Source organism: Streptococcus mitis, from assembly GCF_000960025.1.
In the GTDB taxonomy this organism is placed as follows: domain Bacteria; phylum Bacillota; class Bacilli; order Lactobacillales; family Streptococcaceae; genus Streptococcus; species Streptococcus mitis_DH.
The window spans coordinates 80708-105409 of the sequence record NZ_JYGQ01000004.1 but is presented as its reverse complement, the minus strand read 5'-3'; the positions used below and the strand labels follow the sequence as shown (position 1 = coordinate 105409).

Annotated in this window: 22 protein-coding genes; 16 read left to right on the top strand and 6 right to left on the bottom strand. The window is 41.1% G+C overall.

The genetic code is table 11. The features are described 5' to 3' along the window. Nucleotides 1-6: 6 nt before the first annotated feature. Together TZ91_RS07320 and TZ91_RS07315 are read right to left on the bottom strand one after the other, a co-directional pair. Nucleotides 7-972, bottom strand: coding sequence for a LacI family DNA-binding transcriptional regulator (locus TZ91_RS07320; RefSeq protein WP_033686497.1), 966 nt, complete (start codon nucleotides 970-972; stop codon nucleotides 7-9). Beyond that, entirely contained in the window at nucleotides 953-2407 is a 1455-nt protein-coding gene (locus TZ91_RS07315) for a sucrose-6-phosphate hydrolase (protein ID WP_033686498.1), read from the bottom strand. Before TZ91_RS07315 ends, TZ91_RS07320 begins: the two co-directional genes overlap by 20 nt. Nucleotides 2408-2785: 378 nt before the next feature. On the opposite strand from TZ91_RS07315, the gene TZ91_RS07310 reads away from it, so the two are divergent. Beyond that, nucleotides 2786-4672 (top strand): sucrose-specific PTS transporter subunit IIBC, encoded by a 1887-nt coding sequence (locus tag TZ91_RS07310; RefSeq protein WP_033686499.1) that lies wholly within the window; start codon nucleotides 2786-2788, stop codon nucleotides 4670-4672. Nucleotides 4673-4974: 302 nt separating this feature from the next. Further along, entirely contained in the window at nucleotides 4975-5862 is an 888-nt protein-coding gene (gene scrK, locus TZ91_RS07300; protein ID WP_024057687.1) for a fructokinase ScrK, read from the top strand. A 42-nt stretch (nucleotides 5863-5904) separates the two neighbouring features. Here the strand turns inward: scrK and TZ91_RS07295 are convergent, their stop codons facing one another. Next, nucleotides 5905-6522 (bottom strand): TVP38/TMEM64 family protein, encoded by a 618-nt coding sequence (locus TZ91_RS07295; protein ID WP_033686500.1) that lies wholly within the window; start codon nucleotides 6520-6522, stop codon nucleotides 5905-5907. 179 nt (nucleotides 6523-6701) lie between these two features. Here TZ91_RS07295 and TZ91_RS07290 point away from each other — a divergent pair, with 179 nt between their 5' ends. The 14 genes from TZ91_RS07290 (at nucleotide 6702) to TZ91_RS07225 (ending at nucleotide 21921) form a co-directional block, all read left to right on the top strand. Then, the gene (locus TZ91_RS07290) at nucleotides 6702-7037 is read left to right on the top strand and encodes a nucleotide pyrophosphohydrolase (RefSeq protein WP_004255465.1); all 336 of its coding nucleotides are present in this window, start codon (nucleotides 6702-6704) and stop codon (nucleotides 7035-7037) included. Next, the gene (locus TZ91_RS07285; protein WP_033686501.1) at nucleotides 7037-8782 is read left to right on the top strand and encodes a DUF2075 domain-containing protein; all 1746 of its coding nucleotides are present in this window, start codon (nucleotides 7037-7039) and stop codon (nucleotides 8780-8782) included. Before TZ91_RS07290 ends, TZ91_RS07285 begins: the two co-directional genes overlap by 1 nt. A gap of 54 nt (nucleotides 8783-8836) precedes the next feature. Beyond that, nucleotides 8837-9238 carry a YbgA family protein gene (locus tag TZ91_RS07280; protein WP_033686527.1) on the top strand — a complete coding sequence of 134 codons (402 nt, stop codon included), beginning with the start codon at nucleotides 8837-8839 and terminating at the stop codon, nucleotides 9236-9238. Next, complete coding sequence (locus tag TZ91_RS07275; RefSeq protein WP_033686502.1) at nucleotides 9222-9587, top strand: TIGR02328 family protein; 366 nt, start codon at nucleotides 9222-9224, stop codon at nucleotides 9585-9587. Before TZ91_RS07280 ends, TZ91_RS07275 begins: the two co-directional genes overlap by 17 nt. Before the next feature lie 185 nt (nucleotides 9588-9772). Continuing rightward, nucleotides 9773-10066: a helix-turn-helix domain-containing protein gene (locus TZ91_RS07270; protein WP_033686503.1), complete on the top strand. Its 294-nt coding sequence runs from the start codon at nucleotides 9773-9775 to the stop codon at nucleotides 10064-10066. A 524-nt stretch (nucleotides 10067-10590) separates the two neighbouring features. Further along, on the top strand, nucleotides 10591-12840 hold the full coding sequence (metE, locus tag TZ91_RS07265) for a 5-methyltetrahydropteroyltriglutamate--homocysteine S-methyltransferase (RefSeq protein ID WP_033686504.1): 2250 nt from the start codon (nucleotides 10591-10593) through the stop codon (nucleotides 12838-12840). 100 nt (nucleotides 12841-12940) lie between these two features. Continuing rightward, entirely contained in the window at nucleotides 12941-13807 is an 867-nt protein-coding gene (gene metF, locus TZ91_RS07260; RefSeq protein ID WP_033686505.1) for a methylenetetrahydrofolate reductase [NAD(P)H], read from the top strand. A gap of 451 nt (nucleotides 13808-14258) precedes the next feature. Beyond that, nucleotides 14259-16472, top strand: coding sequence for a polyribonucleotide nucleotidyltransferase (gene pnp / locus TZ91_RS07255; protein WP_033682193.1), 2214 nt, complete (start codon nucleotides 14259-14261; stop codon nucleotides 16470-16472). Nucleotides 16473-16487: 15 nt separating this feature from the next. Next, nucleotides 16488-17105, top strand: a complete 618-nt coding sequence (gene cysE, locus TZ91_RS07250) for a serine O-acetyltransferase (protein WP_033686506.1) — start codon at nucleotides 16488-16490, stop codon at nucleotides 17103-17105. Nucleotides 17106-17116: 11 nt separating this feature from the next. Continuing rightward, nucleotides 17117-18001, top strand: a complete 885-nt coding sequence (locus tag TZ91_RS07245) for a GNAT family N-acetyltransferase (protein ID WP_033686507.1) — start codon at nucleotides 17117-17119, stop codon at nucleotides 17999-18001. Between the two features lie 81 nt (nucleotides 18002-18082). Continuing rightward, the gene (gene cysS, locus TZ91_RS07240; protein WP_033686508.1) at nucleotides 18083-19426 is read left to right on the top strand and encodes a cysteine--tRNA ligase; all 1344 of its coding nucleotides are present in this window, start codon (nucleotides 18083-18085) and stop codon (nucleotides 19424-19426) included. Further along, entirely contained in the window at nucleotides 19419-19805 is a 387-nt protein-coding gene (locus tag TZ91_RS07235) for a Mini-ribonuclease 3 (protein ID WP_000567927.1), read from the top strand. Before cysS ends, TZ91_RS07235 begins: the two co-directional genes overlap by 8 nt. 3 nt (nucleotides 19806-19808) lie before the next feature. Beyond that, nucleotides 19809-20678, top strand: coding sequence for a helix-turn-helix domain-containing protein (locus TZ91_RS07230; RefSeq protein WP_033686509.1), 870 nt, complete (start codon nucleotides 19809-19811; stop codon nucleotides 20676-20678). A 112-nt stretch (nucleotides 20679-20790) separates the two neighbouring features. Beyond that, nucleotides 20791-21921 (top strand): ABC transporter ATP-binding protein, encoded by a 1131-nt coding sequence (locus TZ91_RS07225; protein WP_033686510.1) that lies wholly within the window; start codon nucleotides 20791-20793, stop codon nucleotides 21919-21921. Between the two features lie 95 nt (nucleotides 21922-22016). Here TZ91_RS07225 and TZ91_RS07220 read toward each other — a convergent pair whose 3' ends face one another. The 3 genes from TZ91_RS07220 to TZ91_RS07210 all read right to left on the bottom strand — a co-directional run bounded on the left by TZ91_RS07220 (nucleotide 22017) and on the right by TZ91_RS07210 (nucleotide 24698). Further along, nucleotides 22017-23207, bottom strand: coding sequence for a ferredoxin reductase family protein (locus tag TZ91_RS07220; protein WP_033686511.1), 1191 nt, complete (start codon nucleotides 23205-23207; stop codon nucleotides 22017-22019). A 144-nt stretch (nucleotides 23208-23351) separates the two neighbouring features. After that, nucleotides 23352-24011 (bottom strand): amino acid ABC transporter permease, encoded by a 660-nt coding sequence (locus TZ91_RS07215; RefSeq protein WP_000443883.1) that lies wholly within the window; start codon nucleotides 24009-24011, stop codon nucleotides 23352-23354. Between the two features lie 9 nt (nucleotides 24012-24020). Then, nucleotides 24021-24698 carry an amino acid ABC transporter permease gene (locus TZ91_RS07210; RefSeq protein ID WP_000131137.1) on the bottom strand — a complete coding sequence of 226 codons (678 nt, stop codon included), beginning with the start codon at nucleotides 24696-24698 and terminating at the stop codon, nucleotides 24021-24023. Nucleotides 24699-24702 lie beyond the last annotated feature (4 nt).

The following is a 24702-nucleotide window of genomic DNA, read 5'->3' as shown; positions in this document are numbered from 1 at the left end:
TTGTGCTTAAATGCTTTTTCCTGGTAAAAGAGTAACTGGTAAAAAGTAACCAGTTGTCGCGACTTCCTTGCCTTCGATTTTTTGCAAGAGGAGGTCAACAGTGAGGCAGGCAATTTCTTCCAGAGGTTGCTTGATAGTAGCCAATTGAGGATAATAATTCTCGATAAAGTAGGTCCCATCATAGCCGATGACTTTAAGCTCTTCTGGGACAGAAATGCCCAGTTCTTGAGCAATTTTAAGAACCAGAATAGCTGTCAAATCATCTGAAGCAAAGATGGCATCTGGCTTTTGTCGAGTCAAGATATTCTTGATTTCCATTTCTTTTCTGACGGGAGAAAAGTCACTGGAAACATTGATAATAGGAGCTTTTGGGAGTACAGATGCAAAACCAGCGTGGCGCAGTCCGGTTGGCGAATTGGAATTGTCATTACCTGTAATCATAATGATAGACTGGGCGCCTGTCTTAACCAAGGTCTGAGCAGCAAGGAACCCACCAGCATAGTTATCAGAGGAGACGACAGGGATGTCTGGAGACAGGTTTCGGTCAAAGGAAATAATCGGTGCTGTCACGCGATTATAGTCTTCAATTCCCAAGTTATGACTACCAGAAATGATACCGTCCACCTGATTGGCTTCCAACATTTCGATGTATTCGCGTTCCTTCTCGGAATCGTGCTCACTGTTGCAGATGATGGTCTTGTAACCATTTTTGAAGAGCTGATGTTCCAGCTTGTCAATCAATTCTGCGTAGAAAACGTTGGAAATATTGGGGAAAATCAAACCGATTAACTTAGCTGATTTTCCTTGCAGACTACGAGCCAGGTTGTTGGGTTTATAGCCCAATTCTCGCATAGCTTCATTGACCTTTTGAATGGTTTTTTCAGATAGATAGCCTTTTTTATTGATAACCCGAGAAACGGTAGTAGGGCTGACGCCTGCAAGTTTGGCGACATCAGTTAGTTTTGCGACCATAATCTAATTCATAGTAAGTTCCAGTTGGGTTTCCAGATTTAATTAGGATCCCATTTTGGTCCGCATGTGGGAAGACACGACCAGAAAATACTTTTTCTCCTTTATTGATGAAAATTTCAAAGACAGAATTATCGATGAAGATTGTAGCAGTAGTAGCCTGATTCTCGATTGGGCAAGAACGAATAGTTCCAAATTCTTGGGCATACTGTTCACCAGCCTGGCTACGATCTACTGTCACTTGACCATTTACAAGGTCAAAGTTGATGGAAAGTCCCTTGCCTTCTTTATCAGCAAGTAAGACAATCTCGCTCTGGCTATTGGCTTCCAAGTTGAGTTCGAGTTCGTATGTGTTCTTGGTTTGAACACGGTTTGAGAAGGCTTCTTCAGAGGCACGAAGGTCCTTGATGGCTGCGACTGGGTATTGGTAGAGCTTGCCGTCTTTGATAGTGAGTTCCTTGACCAAAGAGAAGGTTCCTTGGTGGTCAAAACGGTCAGATGGATATGAAACATCTGGCAAGCCAAGCCAGCTAACAGCTAGAGCACGTCCATCAGGAGCGTTGAAGGCTTGAGTTGCATAGGCTTCGAAACCATAGTCCATGTTTTGAAGTTGAGAGACATCTACCATTTTAGCATTTTCAGGGTCAAAGGAAGCCCCAATCTTATACATATTTGGAAAGATATTATCGTAGTCTAGAACTTTCTTATCCAATCCTTGTGGGCAGTAGAGAAGGACAGGTTGTTCCCCTACAAAGACCAGATTTGGACATTCCATCATGTAGGCAGTACGGTCGTTAGCAAAGTCAAGGTTGCCAACGGCTTGCCAGTTTGTATAGTCGTTGTCTACAGCCTTGTAGAGACGGACGAAGCCTTTTTTCTCCAAGTCCTGTCCACCGACGATAGCATAGTATTGGCCCTTGAAGTTAAAAATTTGCGGATCACGGAAGTGGTCAGTAGAGTCTGCTGGCTGGTCGATCAAGATCTTGTCGATCTTCGTAATCTTGCCATCCTTGTCCATCAAAGCACCGATTTGGTACGGGTGACGGATCCAGTTTTCATCGCGGACATTTCCCGTATAAAATAGGAATAACTGATCGCCAAACTGCATGGCAGAACCAGAGTAGGCACCGTGGCTATCTAATGGAGTATCTGGTAAAACTTTGATTCCAGTTTCTTTAAAGTGAATCAAATCATCACTTTCTAGCTGTGCCCAAGATTTCAAACCGTGGGCTGCACCAAAAGGAAAATTCTGGTAAAAGAGGATCCACTTGCCATCAAAGTAAGAAAAGCCATTTGGGTCGTTGAGAAGTCCTGTTTTTGGCTCAACATGGTAATGAGTATGCCATGGAGATTGTGCCATATTTTCCTTTATATGTTGAATTTCTTCTTGCGTCCAATCTTGATAAAGTCTGTAACGACGCTCAGTAGTCCATTCCATTCATTCATTCCTCCAAAAATCTTATCACATTTAATAGTAACCGTTTTCGGAAAAAAAAGCAAGCCTTTTATGTTAAAAAAGAGAAAAAACTGTCAAACGTTTGTCATAAAATAAATGCAGGAAATCAATCACATTTTCAGGAAAATATGAAAGATAATGAAACAAAAACCTTTTAACTAAGATTTCAAACTTGTTTTTTAAGACATTCCTGCTAAAACAGTCAAAAGCAATCAAACTAAAGCATGCCTACTAAGTGGATAGAATATTTTTTCTGCAAAACGCTTGACATATTTCTAAAACATGATAAAATAATAGTCGTAGGGCGGATAAAATCGCTTTCAAACAATAACAAAATTTTATATAAGGAGATTTTTGCAAATGAACAATCAGGAAATTGCAAAAAAAGTCATCGATGCCTTGGGCGGACGTGAAAATGTCAACAGTGTAGCTCACTGTGCCACTCGTCTACGCGTCATGGTCAAAGATGAAGGAAAAATCAATAAAGAAGTGATTGAGAACTTGGATAAAGTTCAAGGTGCTTTCTTTAACTCAGGTCAATACCAAATCATCTTTGGTACAGGTACAGTCAACAAAATGTACGATGAAGTTGTTGCACTTGGTTTGCCAACATCATCTAAAGATGACATGAAAGCAGAAGCTGCTAAACAAGGGAACTGGTTCCAACGTGCTATCCGTACTTTCGGTGACGTTTTCGTTCCAATCATCCCAGTTATCGTAGCGACAGGTCTCTTTATGGGTGTGCGTGGTCTCTTGACTGCTCTTGGAATGACACTTCCAGCTGATGTGACAACTTACACTCAAATCTTGACAGATACAGCCTTCATCATCTTGCCAGGTTTGGTTGTGTGGTCAACCTTCCGTGTATTCGGTGGAAATCCAGCCGTTGGTATCGTTCTTGGTATGATGCTTGTTTCTGGCTCACTTCCAAACGCTTGGGCGGTTGCTTCAGGTGGTGAAGTAACAGCTATGAACTTCTTTGGTTTCATTCCTGTTGTTGGTTTGCAAGGTTCTGTTCTTCCAGCCTTCATCATCGGGGTTGTCGGAGCTAAATTTGAAAAAGCTGTCCGCAAGGTTGTTCCAGATGTGATTGACCTCTTAGTAACGCCATTCGTGACACTTTTGGTCATGTCTATCCTTGGACTCTTTGTCATTGGACCAGTCTTCCACGTCGTTGAAAACTACATCCTTATTGGTACAAAAGCAATTCTTGGCTTGCCATTTGGTCTTGGTGGTTTCTTGATTGGTGGGGTTCACCAATTGATCGTCGTGTCAGGTGTGCACCACATCTTCAACTTGCTTGAAGTTCAATTGCTTGCTGCTGACCATGCTAATCCATTCAACGCTATCATCACAGCTGCTATGACAGCTCAAGGTGCTGCTACTGTTGCGGTTGGTGTTAAAACGAAAAATCCAAAACTGAAAACACTTGCTTTCCCAGCTGCTCTTTCTGCCTTCCTAGGTATTACAGAGCCTGCTATCTTCGGGGTAAACTTGCGCTTCCGTAAACCATTCTTCCTTTCATTGATTGCTGGTGCAATCGGTGGTGGATTGGCATCAATCCTTGGACTTGCTGGTACTGGTAATGGTATCACCATCATCCCTGGTACAATGCTTTATGTTGGTAACGGACAACTTCCACAATACCTTCTTATGGTAGCTGTATCATTTGCCCTTGGTTTTGCCCTTACTTACATGTTTGGTTATGAGGACGAAGAAGAAGTTGCTACTGAAGCGGCTACAGAACGTTTGGTTCAAGAAGAAACAACTGGCAACATTCCAGCAGCCCTTCAAAATGAAACACTTGTAACTCCTATCGTCGGTGATGTTGTAGCTCTTGCTGATGTCAATGACCCAGTCTTCTCAAGCGGAGCTATGGGACAAGGTATCGCTGTGAAACCAAGTCAAGGTGTGGTTTATGCACCAGCTGATGCTGAAGTTTCAATTGCCTTTCCAACAGGACATGCTTTTGGTTTGAAAACAACTGATGGTGCTGAAGTTTTGATTCACGTTGGTATCGACACTGTAACAATGAACGGTGACGGTTTTGAAGCAAAAGTTGCTCAAGGTGATAAGGTTAAAGCTGGCGATGTTCTAGGAACATTTGACTCAAACAAAATCGCTGCAGCTGGACTTGATGATACAACAATGGTTATCGTTACAAATACAGCTGACTACGCTTCAGTAGCTCCAGTCGCAACAGGTTCAGTTGCTAAGGGGGATGCTGTTATTGAAGTGAAAATCTAATACTCTTCGAAAATCAAATTCAAACCATGTCAGCTTCGCCTTGCCGTAGATATATGTAACTGACTTTGTCAGTCTTATCTACAACCTCAAAGCATTGCTTTGAGCAACCTTCGGCTAGCTTCCTAGTTTGCTCTTTGATTTTCATTGAGTACAATATTCCCTCTCAAAATGAAAACGAACAAATGACATGTTTGTTCGTTTTTGCTTGAATGGTAAGATTTACAGAGGAAAATCTAAAAAATAGAGAAATTTAGCCTTTCGAAATATGCTATAATAAAGAAAATAAAAACAAGAGGTTTATCATGACAAAATTATATGGAAGCTTGGAAGCAGGCGGTACAAAGTTTGTCTGTGCTGTCGGTGATGAAAACTTTAACGTTGTAGAAAAAACACAATTTCCAACAACAACTCCAATCGAAACAATCGATAAAACCATCGAGTTCTTCTCGAAATTCGATAACCTTGCTGGTCTTGCAGTTGGTTCATTTGGTCCGATTGATATTGATAAAAACTCAAAAACCTATGGCTTTATCACAACAACTCCAAAACCAAACTGGGCAAATGTGGACTTGCTTGGTGCCCTTCGTCGCGCCCTCAACGTGCCAATGTACTTCACTACAGACGTAAACAGCTCTGCCTATGGTGAAGTGGTTGCCCGTAACAATGCTGGTGCTCGTATTGAAAACTTGGTTTACTACACAATCGGTACAGGTATCGGTGCAGGTGTCATCCAACGTGGCGAGTTTATCGGTGGTGTGGGTCACCCTGAGATGGGTCATTATTATGTTGCTAGACACCCAATGGACATTGAAAAAGAGTTTAAGGGTGTTTGTCCTTTCCATAAGGGATGTCTGGAAGGCTATGCAGCTGGTCCAAGTTTGGAAGCTCGTACAGGTGTTCGTGGGGAAAACATTGAACTCAACAACCCTGTTTGGGATGTTCAAGCCTACTATATCGCTCAAGCTGCGGTTAATGCGACAGTGACTTTCCGCCCAGACGTTATTGTCTTTGGTGGAGGGGTCATGGCTCAACAACACATGCTGGACCGTGTCCGTGAGAAATTTACATCTCTTCTCAATGGTTACCTACCAGTACCAGATGTGCGTGACTACATCGTGACGCCAGCAGTCGCAGGAAATGGTTCTGCCACACTTGGGAACTTTGTCCTTGCAAAAGAAGTTTCAAAATAAAGTACAAAATCCGCTTGGGAAACCAAACGGATTTTTTATGTGTCAAAGCATTTGCCAGAAAAAGTCAATAATATAGGTCAGACCGTAGGTATAAACCACGAGGGTAAAGGGCTTGGTCAGAATGATGATGGTCATATAGCGCTTGAAGCTCATCTTGGTCAAGGCGGCCAGCATACAGAGAAAGTCAGCTGGACTAATGGGCCAAATCATCATAAAAATAAAGAAACGGTCAAAACGATTACCCTTATCCAACCAACCGATATACTTGTCATAGGTGCGTTTGCTGACGACAGACTGGACAAAGGCAGCCCCGTAGAGGCGCACCAGATAAAAGATAATAGCACAGCCAATCACGATACCGATATAGTTGTAGATAGTCCCGATGATGTGACCGTAGATAAAAACACCAGCCACCGAGGTCAAGGCTCCTGGAATGATAGGGACGACAGTCTGTAAAATCTGTAAAAAGATAAAGAGAGGTGGCCCCCAGATACCTGCCTGCTGGATAAAGGCAGAGAGGGTTTCCTTAGACTGTAAAATCCCAACCTGATAAGCCCAAATACAGAAAATCAAACTCCCAACCCCACCGACAATCGATGAGATATTGATAACTCGCTGCAGAAGGGGAGAAACAGCTTTCATTTGTTTATCCTGTGACATGTAAACTCCTCGTAGATAGTATAACTCTACTATACCATATTTTGGAGGAGAAAGGGGATTTGATTGTTTTTGGTAGAGTGAAGCTCAAGAATTTAAGCCTAATTTTATTCCATTTATAAAATTTAAGAACTGGTTTCATGATATAATGTGTATAAGTAAATTCATATTGGAGAAATTAAATGAAGTCAACAATAGAAAAAATTAATAAATTTAGAGATGATCGTGACTGGAGAAAATTTCATAATGAAAAAGATTTAGCTATATCTATTTCATTAGAAGCTAGTGAACTTTTAGAATTATTTCAATGGAAAGAATCAAAAGATGTTACCAGTAAATCATTAAAAAGAATAAAAGAGGAACTAGCTGATGTTTTTATTTATTCTATTATGTTAGCAGATAATCTAAATTTAGATATTGAAAATATTATTGATGAAAAATTAGAAAAAAATGCTAGAAAGTATCCTGTTGAGATTAGCAAAGGTAGTAATAAAAAATATACTGAGTTGGAGAAATAATGGCTAATATAAAAAGTCCAATTATAAGAGAGATAGAGTATTCAAACAATGCTCTTGTAGATCTTAAAAATCAATTTAATTTTAGCGGACATAAAAATGAGATAAAATTTTTATTTGATTATCCGGTTGTCTATATTGTTAACGATGAGAAGGATAATCAATTTAGTGTATATGTAGGAGAAACTACTGATATAATTAGACGAACAAGTCAACACTTAATGGATGATATAAAGAAAGAAAATAGAGATGATTGGAGAGATTTTGCAAAATCTCCGACAACGAAGATGTTTGTAATTGGTCACAATCATTTTAATAAGTCGTTAACTCTAGATATAGAAAACCAGTTAATGCTTTATTTATCAAGTGTTACTAATGTCATAAGAGTACAAAACAGAAAAGAAAATCCTCAAAATGAATATTATACATCTCACGAATTAGATTCAATTTTTTCAAAAATTTGGCGTTCGTTAAATAGAAAAAATGAGTACTTGTTTCCAGCTGAAAGTATAGTTAGAAATTCTGCAATATTTAAATCTTCTCCTTTTCATAAATTAACCAATGAGCAATTAAAAGCAAAAAATGAAATCATTTTTAAAATTACATCAGCGCTTAGTAAGAACGAGTTTGGAACTTTAATCTTGGTTAAAGGAGAAGCTGGTGCTGGTAAAACTGTTTTGATGAGTTCTTTAATCGATGATCTATTAAATTCTGATGACACGGATTTCATAAGAGAAAATAATGTAATTAATTTGGTTGTTAATCATGATGATCAATTGAGTGTCTATAAAGAAATAGAGAAAAAGCTTGAATGGAAGAGTGGTTCAACTCTTGATGTTGCTATGAAACCAACTCAGTTTTTAAACGCACTAAAAAAGCAAGATGCTAATGCTGGTATAGTTGTTATTGACGAAGGACACTTACTTTTGACTGCAAAAAATCAAGCTTATCAAGGTGGTAATCATTTAAAGGATATACTATCAAAATCGAAAGTAGTAGTTTTAGTGTACGATGATAATCAAATAATGAATAAATCTCAAATATGGGTAGATGATTCATTTTTGACTTTACAACATCAAGCGAGGCTGTCTGGCAATTTAATTGAATTAAATAATCAAATGCGTATAAAAGCTAGTGAATCAACAATTAGTTGGATTAGAAATATTATTGATAAAAGAGAAATTACCAAATTAAAAGAAGATAATAACTATGATATCCAGATATTTAATTCTCCCAAGGAATTACAGAATGCTATTAAATTAAAAGATGAGAATCGTCATTTAGGGATTTCTAGGCTAATAGCAACTTATGATTGGGAATATAGCAGTCAATCTAAACCTGAATCTAAAGATTATTGGTGTGTGGAAATAGATGACTGGTCTTGTCCTTGGAATAGAGAATTGAGTAGGGATAGGAAAAACTCTAAACTTTCTTGGATTGAACAACCACAAACTATTGGTGAAGTAGGATCCACTTTTACTGTGCAAGGTTTTGATTTGAATTATGCTGGAGTCATTATTGGTCCATCGGTTAAATATAGAGATGGTAAAATTATGTTTGATATCTCTGCTAGTAAAAATAAAGGAGCAGTTCAAAATAGGAAACTCGAAAATGGTGAAATGAAAAATTTTGGTGAAGATCTTTTAAAAAATGAATTAAATGTTTTACTTACAAGAGGAGTAAATGGACTCTATATCTACGCAGTAGATGAAGAACTTCAAGCGGCTTTAAAAAAGGCAATTTTATAAGATTATAAAGTAGGAATAGATATTTCTGAATCCAAACATGGTATAATGTCAATTATGAATAACAACCAACGTGCCCTTTGCCAGCAACTCTGGGCGAGAAACAAATACCTCGTTTTGAGTCATTCTAGCAATATTTACAATGAGATCCGCCAATACTTGAAGAATGAAGAGGTGGAGGTAAGTCATGTTCAAGAACTGATCGATCGTGCCTGTCAAATCCCTAAGCATAGAGGTCAGGTTTGCAATGTCTTTCAGCATATTTGGGGCTATTTCAAAAAGAAAGCAACAGAGACTGAACGCAAGGACTACATGCTCTTGCTGGATCGCTACCGATTTGGTCAGGCTTCTCAGGCAGACTTGATTACTAAGACTCGAGACTTGCTTGATCGCTATCCAAATACCTATTTGCAACATTCGACTTTACTGAAAGGAGATTGTCATGAGACTTTGGCATGAGGCTTTGATTTCACAGCTTCCCCGTCCTCAACTCTTGGGACAACATCGAGAGTGCTGTGCCCTCCGTGGCAATGGCTGGGGCAGAAAGCATGCAACGGTGGACTATGTCTTTACCCACTCGCCCTATCGTCTCTATGCCTATCATGACTTGATCATGAAGGAGATGGCTAACCGAGGCTATAATGTCAGTCCAGAGTGGTTGGATAAAAACTATCGTGGTAAGACCTGCCCTCCTTATCAAGAATTAGTAGAGGAAAAGTTGACTAGTCCTATATACAGCGAACATGACGCAACCTACTATGAGGAGTGTCTGGCAAATCTCCGAGAGAAGGGGATAGAGCTGGAATAATAGTAAGGATTGCCTTCAATTTATAACTCTTCTCGTATTTTTTCGAATAATAAAGATGAGACCTTTGGAATTTTTCTAAGGTCTTCTTTTTATGAATGTTAGGATTTACTTTTAATAACTTTTGAGTTATAATTTTAAAAAAACCAAGCGTGAACTAAAGGACTTAAAAGAAAGAGGGTTAAGTGATGAAGAATAGTGCTATTGGGAGTAACTGGAAGGATGTCCGGTCAGAACTCTTTACCAAGGAGGAAATACTTGAAAGTGATATGCGAGTGGCTATCATGAGTGAGTTGATTGAAGCCAGACATGAGCAAGGAATCAGCCAGAAAAAGCTAGAGGAACTCAGTGGAGTGAGCCAGCCTGTCATAGCTAGGATGGAAACAGGAAAGACAAGTCCTCAGTTGGATACAGTCTTGAAAGTTTTAGCCAGTTTAGGAAAGACACTAGCAGTTGTCCCACTTGAACAGGGGAAAAGTTGATAGGAAGAGGTTGGAAAACTTTAACAAATTTAACAGTTATAGTGCCTCAAGTGTATAATATAGAAAAATTATGCTTTATTTATATTAAGTGCGAACGAAGTGAGCTTTTAGCGGATATTTCCCGCTATAGTGGTATTCTAGATAATAATTTATTATTATCTAGAACGGAATTTTTGAGACATTCTGGCTCAAAAATTAGGGATGAAATTACGAAGTAAGTTGCTCCCGTCCGCACTTTTCAGGGAAATATCAGAATTACAAAAGAAAAATCAACCTATAGTCTTTTCTAATAACAAGCCATAGTCACTTATAAGAATTACTAATAACACGTTTTACCAGTCTAACTAAAATACACCTATAAAACAAGCTACACAAAGGATTTGAGGCATTTGTTTCAAGTCTTTTTCTTTTGTTTAAAACAGAGATATAGTTTCAAACTATATCAAAGCCTAATTTTTTACAATTATACAGATGATTTCTTTTCTGTTAAGATAGTTTCAACAACAAATTTTGGAGGACACATCATGTCAACTACAATCATCGGTTTCCCTCGTTTGGGCGAATTCCGCGAATTAAAATTTACAACTGAAAAATACTTTAGAAAAGAAATCTCAGAAGAAGAACTCCTTGCAGCCGCAAAAGAATTGCGTGCTAAACACTGGAACATTGTCAAAGAAAAAGGCATCACTGAAATCCCATCAAATGACTTTTCTCACTATGATAACTTCCTAGATGCAGCTTTCCTTTTCAACGTGGTACCTGCTTCAGTTCAAAACTTGGACTTGTCTGACCTTGAGCGCTACTTCGCTTTGGGTCGCGGTTACCAAGGAGAAAAAGGGGACGTTCGCGCCCTTCCAATGAAGAAATGGTTCAACACCAACTACCACTACATCGTTCCTAAATTTGAAAAAGATACCCAAGTCAAACTTGCAGGTCACAAGATTTTTGATGAGTTCCAAGAAGCAAAAGAACTTGGATTAAACACTCGTCCAGTTCTTGTTGGTCCATTCACTTTCCTTCAATTGTCAGACTTTGAAGAAGGCGTGAAAGCAGAAGACTTCGTAGACAGTTTAGTGGCTGCTTACCAAGAAGTTTTTGCAAAATTGGCTGAACTTGGTGCAACTCGTATTCAATTGGATGAAGCTGCTCTTGTCAAAGATTTGACAGCTGAAGAAAAAGCTCTCTTCTTGAACCTCTACAACAAACTCTTGGCTGATAAAAAAGGTCTTGAAGTCTTGCTTCAAACTTACTTCGGAGACATTCGTGACGTTTACACTGACCTTGTAAACTTGCCAGTAGATGCTATCGGTCTTGATTTCGTTGAAGGTAAGAAAACTCTTGAATTGGTTAAAGGTGGTTTCCCAGCTGATAAGACTCTTTATGCAGGTATTGTCAATGGTAAAAACATCTGGCGTAACAACTATGAAAAGAGCTTGGCTGTTCTTGAGCAAATCCCAGCTGAAAACATTGTCTTGACAAGCTCATGCTCACTTCTTCATGTGCCATTTACAACTGCTAATGAAGAATTTGAACCAGCAATCTTGAACCACTTTGCCTTTGCAGTTGAAAAATTGGATGAGATTCGTGATTTGGATGCTATCCGCAATGGTCAAGGTGAAGAAGCACTTGCAGCTAACAAAGAACTATTTGCGACTGAGCGTGTTGGTGAAAATGCGGAACTTCGTGCACGTATCGCTGGCTTGACAGATGCAGACTACACTCGTTTGCCAGCCTTTGCAGAACGTGAAGCTATCCAAGAAGAAGCTTTCAAACTTCCAGCTCTTCCAACAACAACTATCGGTTCATTCCCTCAAACTAAAGAAGTTCGTGCTAAACGTTTGGCTTACCGTAAAGGTGAATTGTCTCAAGAAGAGTACGATGCTTTCCTTGCTGAAACGATCGATGAATGGATCAAATGGCAAGAAGATATCGACTTTGATGTCCTTGTTCACGGTGAATTTGAGCGTAATGACATGGTTGAGTACTTCGGTCAAAACTTGTCAGGTTACCTCTTCTCTAAAAATGGTTGGGTACAATCATACGGTATGCGTGGGGTGAAACCACCAATCATCTGGGGTGATGTCACTCGTCTTAACCCTATCACTGTTAAATGGTCTAGCTATGCACAAAGCCGTACAAACAAACCTGTTAAAGGTATGTTGACTGGACCTGTTACCATCCTTAACTGGTCATTCCCACGTGAAGACATTTCTATCAAGGATTCTACTCTTCAAATCGCCCTTGCTATCAAGGATGAAGTGCTTGACCTTGAAGCTGCTGGTGTGAAAATCATCCAAATCGATGAGGCTGCCCTTCGTGAAAAATTGCCACTTCGTCGTAGCGACTGGTACGAAGACTACCTTGACTGGGCAATTCCTGCCTTCCGCTTGGTACACTCAACAGTAGCGCCAGATACACAAATCCATACTCACATGTGTTACTCAGAATTTACAGATATCATTCCAGCTATCGACAACATGGATGCGGACGTTATCTCATTTGAGGCTAGCCGTTCAAACCTTGAAATCTTGGACGAACTCAAAGCGAAAAACTTCCAAACTGAAGTGGGACCTGGGGTTTACGATATCCACTCACCTCGTGTGCCGAACGAAGGCGAAATCGATAATACTATCGAAGCTATCCTTGCTAAAGTGCCAAGCAAGAAAGTTTGGATCAACCCTGACTGTGGTTTGAAAACACGTGGTATTCCAGAAACAAAAGAAAGCTTGATCCGCCTTGTTGAAGCAGCTAAAGCTGCGCGTGAGAAATTGTAAGATAGGATTTCTCAAGAAGCGCTGTTTGGTCAATCTGCCTGTTTCACTTGGATTCTAGGAATCCAGCTAACGAAAAATCAACTAGAAAAGGATAATGACTATGTCACGCCAAACACCGTCACTCTCATTTGAAGTGTTCCCTCCAAACCCAGCCGTGGGTAATGATAAAATTATTTCTGCTCTTCAAGATATGCAGGAGTTGGCTCCCCACTTTATCAGTGTAACTGCCAGCAATAATAAATTTAATATCAAGGAAACGACGGTCCGTTTGGCTGACTTTATCCAAAATGACTTGGCGATTCCGACTATTGCCCACTTGCCGGCTATCTATTTGACCAAGGACAAGGTGGCTGAAACTATTGCTGACTTGGACAAGGTTGGGGTGCAGAAAATTTTGGCTCTTCGTGGGGATATTATTCCAGATGTGGAACCACAAAAGGATTTCAGCTACGCAACTGACTTGATCGAGTTCATCAAGGAACAAGCCCCTCACTTTGATATTGTCGGTGCTTGTTATCCAGAAGGGCATCCAGATTCACCAAATCAGATTTCAGATATTCAAAATCTTAAGAAGAAAGTGGATGCAGGTTGTTCGAGCCTTGTAACTCAGCTTTTCTTTGACAATGAGCGCTTCTATGATTTCCAAGACAAGTGCATCTTGGCTGGGATTGATGTTCCCATTCATGCAGGGATTATGCCAATTCTGAATCGAAGTCAGGCTCTCCGCCTCTTGAAGACTTGTGAGAATATCCATCTTCCACGCAAATTTAAAGCCATCTTAGACAAGTATGAGCATGACCCTGAGTCGCTCAGAGCAGCAGGACTTGCCTATGCAGTGGACCAAATCGTGGACTTGGTAACTCAGGATGTTGCCGGTATGCATCTCTACACTATGAACAATGCTGAAACAGCAAAATATATCCACCAAGCAACCCATGCCTTGTTTAATCACCAGTCTCTAGGATAATAAAAAGCAAACCATTCTTCTCAGGTGAGGGGAATGGTTCCTTTTTAATGGTAAAGGCCGCACTTTTTAAGAAAAATATGATAAAATAGACTCTGTACGTACTTGATACAAAGATGAGGGTATTAAATAATAGAATGCATTTAAACTGCAAGGTTTAGCGATATGAGCGAGTCAAATCGATATCATTTGACGAGAGAGTTAGTAAAGCATTTAGCTAATTGCCTGATAGCGATTAGCGTGAAAGGTTTAGATGCTTTAGTATCAAACTTTTCTGATGATTTGTATCTTGAGTAATTGAACCCGGGCTAAATCCCTAGTGAAAAAGATAGATTTCCTGGTGTACATGGTACACTGCGTCAATCTCCTATTTTCATACGGGATTCTTCACGCCCTTAGTATCTTGATTTTTGTAGGCAAGGCGTATAATTTCATCAATCCAAAGGGGATTAAAATGACAAAACAAGTGTTTCAAACGACTTTTGCGGGTCGTGAGTTAATTGTAGAGACTGGTCAGGTTGCTAAGCAAGCAAATGGCTCTGTTGTCGTGCGTTACGGTGAGTCAACTGTCTTGACTGCTGCCGTTATGTCTAAGAAGATGGCAACTGGGGATTTCTTCCCACTCCAAGTCAACTATGAAGAAAAAATGTATGCGGCTGGGAAGTTTCCTGGTGGCTTTATGAAACGTGAAGGACGTCCTTCAACAGATGCGACTTTGACAGCGCGTTTGATTGACCGTCCAATCCGTCCTATGTTTGCGGAAGGTTTCCGTAACGAAGTGCAAGTCATCAACACAGTACTTTCTTATGATGAAAATGCTTCTGCACCAATGGCTGCTATGTTTGGTTCATCCTTGGCACTTTCCATTTCAGATATTCCATTTGACGGTCCAATCGCTGGTGTCCAAGTGGGCTATGTAGATGGTCAAATCATCATCAACCCTAGTCAAGAACAAGCAGAGCAATCTCTCCTTGAATTGACAGTAGCTGGTACCAAGCACGCCATCAACATGGTAGAGTCTGGTGCCAAAGAATTGTCAGAAGAAATCATGTTGGAAGCTCTCCTTAAAGGGCACGAAGCAGTTAAAGAATTGATTGCCTTCCAAGAAGAAATCGTTGCAGCTGTTGGTAAAGAAAAAGCAGAAGTGGAATTGCTTCATGTGGACGCTGATTTGCAGGCTGAAATCATCGCAGCCTACAACAGCGACCTCCAAAAAGCGGTTCAAGTAGAAGAAAAATTGGCTCGTGAAGCTGCAACTCAAGCAGTCAAAGACCAAGTAACTGCTGTTTACGAAGAAAAATATGCAGACCATGAAGAATTTGACCGTATCATGCGTGATGTGGCTGAAATCTTGGAACAAATGGAACACGCTGAAGTGCGACGTTTGATCACAGAAGACAAGGTGCGTCCTGACGGTCGTAAGGTTGATGAAATCCGTCCTTTGGATGCGGTTGTTGACTTCCTTCCTCGTGTGCACGGCTCTGGTCTCTTCACTCGTGGACAAACTCAGGCTCTTTCAGTTTTGACCTTGGCTCCAATGGGAGAAACTCAAATCATTGATGGTTTGGATCCAGAGTATAAGAAACGCTTTATGCACCACTATAACTTCCCACAATATTCTGTAGGGGAAACTGGCCGTTACGGTGCGCCAGGTCGTCGTGAGATTGGTCACGGTGCTCTGGGTGAGCGTGCCCTTGCTCAAGTCTTGCCAAGTTTGGAAGAATTCCCATATGCTATCCGCTTGGTAGCTGAGGTCTTGGAATCAAATGGTTCTTCATCTCAGGCTTCTATCTGTGCTGGAACTCTTGCCCTTATGGCTGGTGGTGTGCCAATCAAGGCGCCAGTAGCAGGGATTGCCATGGGTCTCATCTCAGATGGAAACAACTATACAGTCTTGACAGATATCCAAGGTTTGGAAGACCACTTTGGAGATATGGACTTTAAGGTTGCAGGTACTCGTGACGGGATTACAGCCCTTCAAATGGATATCAAGATTCAAGGAATCACTGCAGAAATCTTGACTGAAGCTCTTGCCCAAGCCAAGAAAGCGCGTTTTGAAATCCTTGATGTGATTGAAGCAACCATTCCAGAAGTTCGTCCAGAATTGGCTCCAACTGCTCCGAAAATTGATACCATCAAGATTGATGTGGACAAGATTAAGATTGTCATTGGTAAGGGTGGAGAAACCATCGACAAGATTATCGCTGAAACAGGCGTTAAGATTGATATCGACGAAGAAGGAAATGTGTCTATCTACTCTAGCGATCAAGATGCCATTAATCGTGCTAAAGAGATTATTGCTGGTTTAGTCCGTGAAGCTAAAGTCGATGAAGTTTACCGTGCTAAAGTCGTTCGTATTGAGAAATTTGGTGCCTTTGTTAACCTCTTTGATAAGACAGATGCCCTCGTTCACATTTCTGAAATGGCTTGGACTCGTACCAATAATGTCGAAGACTTGGTAGCAATCGGGGATGAAGTTGATGTTAAGGTTATCAAGATTGATGAAAAAGGACGTGTGGATGCTTCTATGAAAGCACTTCTTCCTCGTCCTCCAAAACCTGAACGTGATGAAAAAGGTGAAAAATCAGAGCGTCCTCACCGCCCACGTCATCACAAGGATCACAAACCTAAGAAAGAATTTACAGAAACACCAAAAGATTCAGAATAAGAAAAGGAGAAATGTATGGGATGGTGGCGCGAAACCATTGATATCGTAAAAGAAAATGATCCAGCGGCCCGCACCACTTTGGAGGTTTTACTGACTTATCCAGGTGTCAAGGCCTTGGCGGCCCACCGTCTTTCACATTTTCTCTGGAAGCATGGCTTCAAACTCTTGGCGCGTATGCACAGTCAGTTTTGGCGCTTTTGGACTCAGATTGAGATTCATCCAGGTGCCCAGATTGATTCAGGTGTCTTTATCGACCACGGTTCAGGCTTGGTGATTGGAGAGACGGCTATCGTTGAGACGGGAGTTCTCCTCTATCATGGGGTGACTCTTGGGGGAACAGGGAAAGACTGTGGCAAACGCCATCCGACCGTTCGAAAGGGAGCTCTCATATCGGCTCATGCCCAAGTTATCGGACCAGTGGAAATCGGCGAAAATGCTAAGGTCGGTGCAGCAGCAGTTGTCGTAGCAGACGTACCTAGTGATGTGACGGTTGTCGGTATTCCTGCTAAGATTGTCCGAGTGCATGGGCAAAAGGATGAACCAACCATTCACGAAGTTGAAGTAAAACGGGAATACTACGTCAATAAACTCGAGCAGGCTAAAGAAGCCAGTCACAGATCGTCTGGGTTGTAGAGGATAGCTATATGATTCAAGCAAGAAACAAGTTAAGCCAAGAGGAGCTATCTGAGGCGAAGAAACTAATTAACTGTTGCCAAAACTATGACGGTACCTATCGTGATCCCTATCTCTCTAACATGCTTAATTTTGACCCAAACATGCCCGCCTTTTTCCTTTATTATGAAAAAGGCGAACTTGTTGGTTTATTAACTGTCTATGCTGATGACCAAGATGTGGAAGTGACGATACTGGTTCATCCAGATCATCGCCGTCAGGGAATTGCGCGTGCATTGTTTACTAGTTTTGAGAGAGAAACAGCTTCTTTCTCTATTTGTTCAGTCACTTTTCAGACAGAGCGTGTTTTTCTAGACCGACATCCAGATTTTGTTAGTAACTGGGGATTGGTCGAGGACGAGGATACAGAAACCTGGTTAGGTAAGGATAGAAGACCTTATCCGTTAGCAAAGGTTTCTAATCTTGAAGTTTTGTTAGCAGATAGTTCGTATCAGGAGCAAATCAGTCAGTTAAAACTTCAGGCATTCTCAGAAGAGCATGAATCTAGAGAGATTGTGGATAGATATGTCGCTGAAGCTCTGAAGGATCCAGAAAGTCGCTTATATATTTTGTTAAAAGACGGTCAGATTATTGGAACTTGCACGGTAGATTTATCGACTAATACGAATTACTTCTACGGTTTAGCAATATCAGAACTTGAACGTGGGAAAGGCTATGGAAGTTACTTAGCAAAATCCCTTGTCAACCAACTAATTGAGCAAAATGACAAGGAATTTCAGATTGCAGTGGAAGATAGCAATGTAGGTGCCAAGCGCTTGTATGAAAAAATTGGCTTTGTCAAACAGACTCAGGTGGTTTATCTGAATAAGAAAGGAGTAAGGGATTCCGAAGTGTAGAGACGTTCGGACTGAAATTCAATTGAACTCTTAGTAATGAAACAAATGGTTCTTGGATTTTGGATTTCCTGACTATGATTTATGATTAAAATCTATGACACCATGTCTCGTGATTTGCGAGAATTTGTCCCGATTGAGGACGGTAAGGTCAAGATGTATGTTTGTGGGCCAACTGTGTACAACTATATCCACGTGGGGAATGCCCGCTCAACAGTGGCTTTTGATACGGTTCGTCGCTATTTTGAGTACCGTGGGTACGAGGTTGCCTATATTTCCAATTTTACGGATGTGGATGATAAGATTATCAACCGTGCCAAGGAAGAGGGTATCACACCTCAGGAGGTTGCGGACAAGTATATCGCTGCCTTTCGTGAGGATGTGACGGCCTTGGGTGTCAAACCTGCGACTCGCCATCCGCGTGTGGTGGAGTTTATGGATGACATTATTCGCTTTGTGGAAGACTTAATTGAAAAAGGTTTTGCTTATGAGAGCCAAGGGGATGTCTATTTCCGTGTGGAAAAATCCCACAACTATGCTAAATTAGCAAATAAAACCTTGGAAGATTTGGAGCTGGGTGCTTCAGGTCGTACCGATGAAGAAACAGCTCGTAAGGAAAATCCTGTAGACTTTGCCCTCTGGAAATCTGCCAAATCAGGCGAGATTTCTTGGGACAGTCCTTGGGGACCTGGTCGTCCGGGCTGGCACATCGAGTGTTCAGTCATGTCGACAGAGATTTTGGGCGACACCATTGATATTCACGGTGGTGGAGCTGACCTAGAGTTTCCTCACCATACCAATGAAATTGCCCAGTCAGAAGCCAAAACAGGCAAGAACTTTGCTAACTACTGGATGCACAATGGCTTTGTCAATATCGACAATGTCAAGATGTCCAAATCCTTGGGCAACTTTATCACAGTGCACGATGCCCTCAAAACCCTCGATGGGCAAGTCCTTCGTTTCTTCTTTGCGACTCAACATTATCGCAAGCCTATCAACTTTACAGAAAAGGCAGTGCGTGATGCAGAGACCAATCTCAAGTATCTGAAGAATACTTACGAGCAACCATTTTCAGGAACTGTAGATGTTCAAGAGTTACAGGCTTTTAAAGATAAGTTTGTGGCGGCTATGGATGAAGATTTTAACGCTGCTAACGGTATCACAGTGGTCTTTGAAATGGCCAAATGGATTAACTCTGGCAACTATGATGCAAGTGTCAAGCAAGCTCTTGCGGATATGTTGGAAGTCTTTGGAATTGTCTTTATTGAGGAAGTTTTGGATGCAGAGATTGAAGACTTGATCCAAAAACGCCAAGAAGCACGTGCCAATCGTGACTTTGCTACAGCGGACCAGATCCGTGACCAATTGGCTGCTCAAGGGATTAAGCTCCTTGACACCAAAGATGGAGTGAGGTGGACACGTGATTGATGTCAATCTCATTAACGGGATTGCGTTAGCTTTTGAGGGGGACGCGGTGTATTCTATGTATATTCGCCGTCACCTCATCCTCAAAGGCATGACAAAGCCCAATAAACTCCATCAAGAAGCGACCAAGTATGTCTCAGCCAAAGCTCAGGCTCGCCTGATTTCCCTCATGTTAGAGGAGCAGGTCTTAACAGAAAAAGAAGAAGAAATCTACAAACGTGGTCGCAATACCAATAGTCACACCAAGGCCAAAAATGCTGATGTGGTGACTTACCGTATGTCCACAGGTTTTGAAGCCGTGATGGGCTATCTCCATATGACAGAAAATTTGGAACGTCTTGAGAGCTTGATTTCGTGGTGCATCCAAAAAGTGGAGGGCTAGGACATGATGGCAAAAGAACTACAAGACTGGTTTCCTGAGGCTCAGATTTCAGACCAACCAGTAGAGAAAGAGGGCTATCTTACTCTCCCTTTAGCTTCTCAGCAGTGGATTTTGCTGGAGGAAGCTAGTCTCAGCGAGCGTGAGAAGCAGTTGATTTCTCTTTTGACCCAGCAGGAGCAGGCTCGTTCGCTCAATCCTTGGTATTCTTATCTGGTTGAGGGCAAGGGACAGGCACCGCAAGCTTTTAAAAAGATTCAGTTGGTTTATTGCCATCTTTCCTATTTTCATCAGGAAAATCTAGCTTCTTGGCTAGATATGATGTGGACTCTTTTTCCCAACTGTCAGACAGTGCTTCAAGTCGGAGCTCAGGATTATGTTTTCGTGCTTCAACAAGACAAATACACTTCTGTACGAGCTATTTTAAGTGATACGATTGAAGCGGTTGAGTATGACTTTGGACTGCGTCTCTCTATCATGTTAGGCCAGGTTTGGTCTCGGACAGGAAATCAAGCCCTATCAGACTTAATCAAAGCTGAGCGGGATTTATTTAAGACTTGGTGGCGTCAGGGTCACCAAGGTGTTCATACTTTTTCTCAGCTCTATCTTTGGAGTATGGGAGAAAGACTCGTGGACCTGAGAGTCATTAAAGAATGCTTGCACCAGATGATCTTGGATCAAGACCAGATTCAGGAAATCATTCTCTCCCTTTGGGAAAATAGTGCTGTCCTAACAAAAACAGCCCAGCAACTCTATCTGCACCGCAATTCTCTCCAATATAAGATTGATAAATGGGAAGAATTGACAGGGCTACAGTTGAAAGAACTGACTGACTTGACCCTGTGTTATCAATTGATTTTACCAGATATTCTCTAAAGTTTTGTGCAAGTTGCACAGAACTTTTTTATTTTTTTGGTCACCTTGCCATAGAAATGTAAAGCGTTTTCATCTATAATAAAACTATCAAAAGACAAAAGGAGTTCACCTCATGGTAGAATTGAATCTTAAAAATATTTACAAAAAATATCCAAACAGCGAACACTATTCAGTTGAAGACTTCAACTTGGACATCAAAGACAAAGAATTTATCGTTTTCGTAGGTCCTTCAGGATGTGGTAAATCAACAACTCTTCGTATGATTGCTGGTCTTGAAGACATCACAGAAGGTACTGCATCTATCGATGGCGTGGTTGTCAACGACGTAGCTCCAAAAGACCGTGACATCGCCATGGTATTCCAAAATTACGCTCTTTACCCACACATGACTGTTTATGACAACATGGCTTTCGGTTTGAAATTGCGTAAATACAGCAAAGAAGACATCGACAAACGTGTGCAAGAAGCAGCAGCAATCCTTGGTTTGAAAGAATTCTTGGATCGTAAACCAGCTGACCTTTCAGGTGGTCAACGTCAACGTGTTGCCATGGGTCGTGCTATCGTCCGTGATGCAAAAGTATTCTTGATGGACGAACCTTTGTCAAACTTGGATGCCAAACTTCGTGTATCAATGCGTGCTGAAATCGCTAAAATCCACCGTCGTATCGGAGCTACAACTATCTACGTAACTCACGACCAAACAGAAGCGATGACACTTGCAGACCGTATCGTTATCATGTCAGCAACTAAGAACCCTGCTGGTACAGGTACTATCGGACGTGTAGAACAAATCGGCACTCCTCAAGAAGTTTACAAAAACCCAGTTAACAAATTCGTAGCAGGATTCATCGGAAGCCCAGCTATGAACTTCATCAATGTGAAATTGGTTGGTAGCGAAATTATTTCAGACGGTTTCCGTTTGAAAGTTCCAGAAGGAGCATTGAAAGTTCTTCGTGAAAAAGGCTACGAAGGTAAAGAATTGATCTTCGGTATCCGTCCAGAAGATGTGAATGCAGAACCTGCTTTCCTTGAAACATTCCCAGAATCAGTTGTCAAAGCTACTATCTCTGTATCAGAATTGCTTGGTTCAGAATCTCACCTTTACTGCCAAGTTGGTAAAGATGAATTTGTTGCCAAAGTTGATGCTCGTGACTACTTGCAAACAGGTGCAACAGTTGAACTTGGATTTGACTTGAACAAAGCACACTTCTTCGATGTAGAAACTGAAAAAACAGTCTACTAAGATAAATGAAACTCAAAACACTGCTAGAAATCTGGCAGTGTTTTTTGAGATTGCGTAGAAAAAACTCCTGGGAAATTCCAGGAGGGTATGATTGATTATTTGAACTTGAATCCTTCGTAAATAAGCTCTGCTTTTGGATTTTCTTTCTTAATTTGTTTGGCAAGTGACTTCATCATAGAATGAGGACCACACATATAGACGCTTGCATGTTCGGTCACTTCTTCTTGCTCAAAATTAAGATAGCCGTCTTTCCTACTGTCTACTAGATGGAGTTCAAAATTAGGATTTTTCTGAGCATAGTCACGAAGCAAATCTAGATAGACTGCATTTTCCTCTCCACGGAAGCTATAGTAGAAGTGAACCTGTTTATCTAAAATAGGATGTTCACGGATATAAGAGATGAAGGGGGTGATCCCAATACCTCCAGCAATCCAAACTTGATTTTCTCGTCCTTCTTCTATAATCATGTGTCCGTAAGCTCTGTCTACGCTTACTTTGCTGCCGACTTGAAGATTGTCATAGATATTCTTGGTATGGTCGCCTGAATTTTTAACAGTAAAGTAAAGAGTTTGACCATGACCTCCTGAGATAGAAAAAGGATGCGGAGCGCTTTCAAAGCCTTCTTGGAAAATCTTTAGGAAGGCAAATTGTCCTGATTGATAGTTGAAAGGTCTGCTAAGATGGATTTGAATTTCTTTAGTATCGTGATTTAAGCGTTTGAGATTGGTAATTTTCCCTAGATAGGGGAAGCCAATCTTTTGATAAAGGAAGATGATATAAAAACCAGCCAGTAATCCTAAAAGGGCATAGCTACCAACAAGAAAACTTAGAAGATTAAATGTAAGGAGGAGATTGCCCATCATCATGTAGACATGAAAGAGTCCGAAAATATAAGCTAGATAAACCAGACGGTGAATCCATCGCCAAGCTTCGTATTGGATGTATTTGCCTAAATAGGCGACAAGGATGATACTGACAAAGATATAGATGGCAAGGTTACCAAACTGAGCAGCTAAACGAGAGCCCCACAAACCGCCCATACTAAAGTTATGAAAGATGAGTAGGATGATGGAGAGAAAGGCTGTGAATTTGTGGACAGTATAGACCTTCTCCAAACCGTGAAACCAGCTTTCTAGTAGTGGGAGACGAGTGGCTAGGATAAACGTCAGAGATAGGCTTGTTAAAGCTAGTCCTGGGATCATGAATTGGGGAGAAGTGTTCATCCAAGTCAAAATAGTCAAGACAAAACTAGCTATGATAAAGAGTAGTCCTTTGAGTGATTTCATAGAAAATTCCATTTCATTAAGATTTTGATTTGTTGTAAACAAATTTGTTACATTTTATCATAGAAAAAGTATGGTGTCAAATTGAGGTCTATAAATATCTACTATCATCAAAAAAACTCTCCAATTTAACTGGAGAGTTGCTGTTTATTCTGCAGCTTGTTGCCAGCGTTTTGCTAGCATATGAGATAGGCTCGAAATTGCTAGGTTGAAGCTGAAGTAGATGAGGGCAATCAGGATATAAAGACTAAACACTTGCTCTGGTTCGAAATAACGTCCCATGAGAATTTGGCTGGCTCCAAAGAGTTCTTGTAGGGCGATAACAGAGTAGAGAAGACTGGTATCCTTAATCACGGTTACAAACTGAGAAATGATGGCTGGCAACATTTTACGAATTGCTTGTGGGAGAATGATGTGGTAGAGGATTTGGGCTGAAGTGAATCCTTGCGACATTCCTGCTTCGTACTGTCCCTTGTCTACAGCATTGAGGCCACCTCGGATAATCTCAGCTAGAGCTGCTGAGGTAAAGAGAGTGAAGGCAGTGATTCCTGCTGGTGTGGATTTCATTTTGAAAACTAAAAAGATAGTGAAAATCCAGAGGAGGTTGGGAACGTTACGCACAAACTCGATGTAAATGCTGGAGATGATGCGCAAGATAGGATTTTTGCCATTTCTCATGACAGCTAGCACCGTACCGATAAGGGTAGAGAGGACGATGGCAATCAGAGAAATGTAGAGGGTCAAGCCAAATCCTTTAAAGATAAAGACTAGGTTATCTGGGGTCAAAACTTCTAAAATGGATTCCATAGTAACCTCCTAAAGTGAATAGGCTTTTTTGTTGGCCTGCTCCATCTTGCGACCAAACTGGGCAACAGGGAAGCAAAGAGAGAAGTAGAGCAGGGCAGCACCTAAAAATGCTGGAATGTAGTTTCCGTTAAGTGCTGACCAAGACTTGGTCACAAACATCAAGTCCACTCCAGAGATGATGGCAACTGTAGAGGTGTTCTTGATGAGGTTGACGATTTGGTTGGTCAAAGGAGGGAGAATGATACGAAAGGCCTGAGGCAAGATAATCAAGCGCATGGCACTGATATAGGTAAAACCTTGCGACAGGGCGGCCTCCATCTGACCGCTAGGAATAGACTGAATGCCTGAGCGAATAACCTCAGCGATATAGGCGCCGTGATAGAGTCCCACGCAGAGAACAGCTGTCCAATAAATCGGAATCATGATGATATGGTCACTGATAAGAGGTAGGCCATAAAAAACGATAACAAACTGCACCAAAAGGGGAGTATTTTGGTAAAATTCGACAAAGATACGAGCTAAAATGCGCAAAATTGGACGTTTGCTGGTTGACATGGCTCCAAAGAAGATGCCTAAAACCATGGCGAGGATAAAGGATCCAATTGCTAGGGCAAGGGTGAAGAGGAAACCATTGAAAAATTGTCCAAAATCCTGAAAATAGGCTGTCCAAGATGATAAATCTGTCATGGGG

Excerpts from the sequence above, each read along its gene's own strand:
- TZ91_RS07220 (WP_033686511.1), bottom strand. The coding sequence starts at position 23,207 with ATGAAATCACTCAAAGGACTACTCTTTATCATAGCTAGTTTTGTCTTG.
- TZ91_RS07295 (WP_033686500.1), bottom strand. The coding sequence starts at position 6,522 with ATGTCACAGGATAAACAAATGAAAGCTGTTTCTCCCCTTCTGCAGCGA.
- TZ91_RS07270 (WP_033686503.1), top strand. The coding sequence starts at position 9,773 with ATGAAGAATAGTGCTATTGGGAGTAACTGGAAGGATGTCCGGTCAGAA.
- metF (WP_033686505.1), top strand. The coding sequence starts at position 12,941 with ATGTCACGCCAAACACCGTCACTCTCATTTGAAGTGTTCCCTCCAAAC.
- TZ91_RS07315 (WP_033686498.1), bottom strand. The coding sequence starts at position 2,407 with ATGGAATGGACTACTGAGCGTCGTTACAGACTTTATCAAGATTGGACG.
- TZ91_RS07230 (WP_033686509.1), top strand. The coding sequence starts at position 19,809 with ATGATGGCAAAAGAACTACAAGACTGGTTTCCTGAGGCTCAGATTTCA.
- TZ91_RS07245 (WP_033686507.1), top strand. The coding sequence starts at position 17,117 with ATGATTCAAGCAAGAAACAAGTTAAGCCAAGAGGAGCTATCTGAGGCG.
- TZ91_RS07275 (WP_033686502.1), top strand. The coding sequence starts at position 9,222 with ATGAGACTTTGGCATGAGGCTTTGATTTCACAGCTTCCCCGTCCTCAA.
- TZ91_RS07310 (WP_033686499.1), top strand. The coding sequence starts at position 2,786 with ATGAACAATCAGGAAATTGCAAAAAAAGTCATCGATGCCTTGGGCGGA.
- TZ91_RS07210 (WP_000131137.1), bottom strand. The coding sequence starts at position 24,698 with ATGACAGATTTATCATCTTGGACAGCCTATTTTCAGGATTTTGGACAA.
- TZ91_RS07280 (WP_033686527.1), top strand. The coding sequence starts at position 8,837 with ATGAATAACAACCAACGTGCCCTTTGCCAGCAACTCTGGGCGAGAAAC.
- metE (WP_033686504.1), top strand. The coding sequence starts at position 10,591 with ATGTCAACTACAATCATCGGTTTCCCTCGTTTGGGCGAATTCCGCGAA.
- TZ91_RS07320 (WP_033686497.1), bottom strand. The coding sequence starts at position 972 with ATGGTCGCAAAACTAACTGATGTCGCCAAACTTGCAGGCGTCAGCCCT.
- TZ91_RS07225 (WP_033686510.1), top strand. The coding sequence starts at position 20,791 with ATGGTAGAATTGAATCTTAAAAATATTTACAAAAAATATCCAAACAGC.
- cysS (WP_033686508.1), top strand. The coding sequence starts at position 18,083 with ATGATTAAAATCTATGACACCATGTCTCGTGATTTGCGAGAATTTGTC.
- TZ91_RS07285 (WP_033686501.1), top strand. The coding sequence starts at position 7,037 with ATGGCTAATATAAAAAGTCCAATTATAAGAGAGATAGAGTATTCAAAC.
- scrK (WP_024057687.1), top strand. The coding sequence starts at position 4,975 with ATGACAAAATTATATGGAAGCTTGGAAGCAGGCGGTACAAAGTTTGTC.
- pnp (WP_033682193.1), top strand. The coding sequence starts at position 14,259 with ATGACAAAACAAGTGTTTCAAACGACTTTTGCGGGTCGTGAGTTAATT.
- cysE (WP_033686506.1), top strand. The coding sequence starts at position 16,488 with ATGGGATGGTGGCGCGAAACCATTGATATCGTAAAAGAAAATGATCCA.
- TZ91_RS07290 (WP_004255465.1), top strand. The coding sequence starts at position 6,702 with ATGAAGTCAACAATAGAAAAAATTAATAAATTTAGAGATGATCGTGAC.
- TZ91_RS07215 (WP_000443883.1), bottom strand. The coding sequence starts at position 24,011 with ATGGAATCCATTTTAGAAGTTTTGACCCCAGATAACCTAGTCTTTATC.